Here is a 1,578-nt window from a genome sequence, read left to right as displayed (position 1 = left end):
CTATACTTGTGGTTGAAAATGTGACTGTACCATTTTGAAGCGTATGATTATTTCCGGAAGTATCGTTTGTTGAATTATCAAGTGGCCAATGAGCATCCATTGTAGCAGAATAAGCCAAACTTCCTGTCATTAAAAATCCATAAAAGAATAGTTCAAATAATTTTTGTCCTAAATTTTTAAAAGAATTTTTCATGCTATGGCTTTCTAAAGGAAATGTCCCATTTGGTCTTTTTTCACTTTGAGATAGCCTTCGTTATGCGGATTTGACTTTATTTGTATCGGCAGACGTTCTATGATCTTTATATCACCAAGGCTTTCTATCTTTCGAGGGTTATTTGTAAGAAGTTTCAATTGAGTGACACCAAAATACTTCAAGATGAACTCTACGACTTCATAGGTACGTTCATCTGCTTTAAATCCAAGTTGGTGATTGGCTTCAACGGTGTCAAAACCTTTGTCTTGCAGGGCATAGGCATTTACTTTGTTTAGCAAACCTATATTTCTACCTTCTTGACGATGGTAGATGACCAAACCACCCTCTTTACCTATGGTTTCAAGTGCAAAATGCAGTTGCTCTCCACAATCACATTTTGCTGAACCCAACGCATCACCGGTAAGACACTCAGAATGCACACGTACAATCGGGGTGTCAGACAGATCATCAGTAAAGATAGACAAATGTTCTTTTCCATCAGCATCTTTAAATGCCTGAATATTAAATGTGCCATATTTGGTTGGTAAAGTAGCAACTTGTGATATATCTATATTATTCATAGTGAGATTATACTCCATTAATTAGTAATTAGTAATTAGTTATGGGTAATTAGTCGTTAAGTTGTAGAATTTTTGTGTAAAATAATACAATTTATTTATGAAGGCCTGTAATGTTCGCACGTTTTAGAAGAAAAAGAATCAATCCCGTTTTAAGAGACCTACTTCAGGAAACACATCTTTCTGTCAATGACTTCATCTATCCGCTTTTTGCAAAAAGTGGTACTGGTATCAAAGAAGAAGTAAACTCCATGCCTGGTGTTTTCCAAATGAGTATCGATGAGATAGTCAAAGAGTGTGATGTACTTAAAGAGCTCGGCATCTACTCCATCATTCTCTTTGGTATCCCCGACACGAAAGACTCTGTAGGGTCTGACGCGATGTGTGAACACGGTATCATGGCGCAGACAGTACGTGAAGTGAAAGCGGCTCATCCAGATATGTTTGTGGTTACTGACCTTTGTTTCTGTGAATATACAGACCATGGACATTGTGGTGTAATAGACCCTGTACTTCATACAGTTGACAATGACATTACACTTGACAACTTAGCCAAACAAGCCGTTGTACACGCGAAAGCAGGTGTTGACATGATAGCGCCTTCAGGTATGATGGATGGTATGATCACGGCGATACGTGAGGGACTTGATGGTGCAGGTTTTGAGAATTTACCTGTAATGTCTTACTCGACTAAATTTGCTTCTGCCTACTATGGACCTTTCCGTGATGTAGCAGAGTCCAGTCCAAGCTTTGGAGACAGAAGATCTTACCAGATGAACCCGGCTAACAGGAATGAAGCGATACAAG

General features: G+C 38.7%; 3 protein-coding genes. 1 reads left to right on the top strand and 2 read right to left on the bottom strand.

Annotated elements, in window-relative coordinates; all coding sequences use genetic code 11:
• Positions 1–193, bottom strand: a 193-nt coding sequence (locus WBM70_RS01480; protein ID WP_424556748.1) for a hypothetical protein, incomplete at its 3' end; no start/stop codon positions are given.
• Between the two features lie 11 nt (positions 194–204).
• Positions 205–774, bottom strand: a complete 570-nt coding sequence (gene ribA / locus WBM70_RS01475; protein WP_424556747.1) for a GTP cyclohydrolase II — start codon at positions 772–774, stop codon at positions 205–207.
• Between the two features lie 110 nt (positions 775–884).
• Between ribA and hemB the strand changes: the two genes are divergently transcribed.
• The coding region (gene hemB, locus WBM70_RS01470) for a porphobilinogen synthase (protein WP_424556746.1) at positions 885–1,578 on the top strand (694 nt) is incomplete at its 3' end.

Origin of the sequence: Sulfurovum sp., from assembly GCF_049668085.1 — a bacterium.
Taxonomy (GTDB): Bacteria; Campylobacterota; Campylobacteria; order Campylobacterales; family Sulfurovaceae; genus Sulfurovum.
Note: the sequence above shows the minus strand (reverse complement) of the source record. Positions and strands in the feature narration are given on the sequence as shown.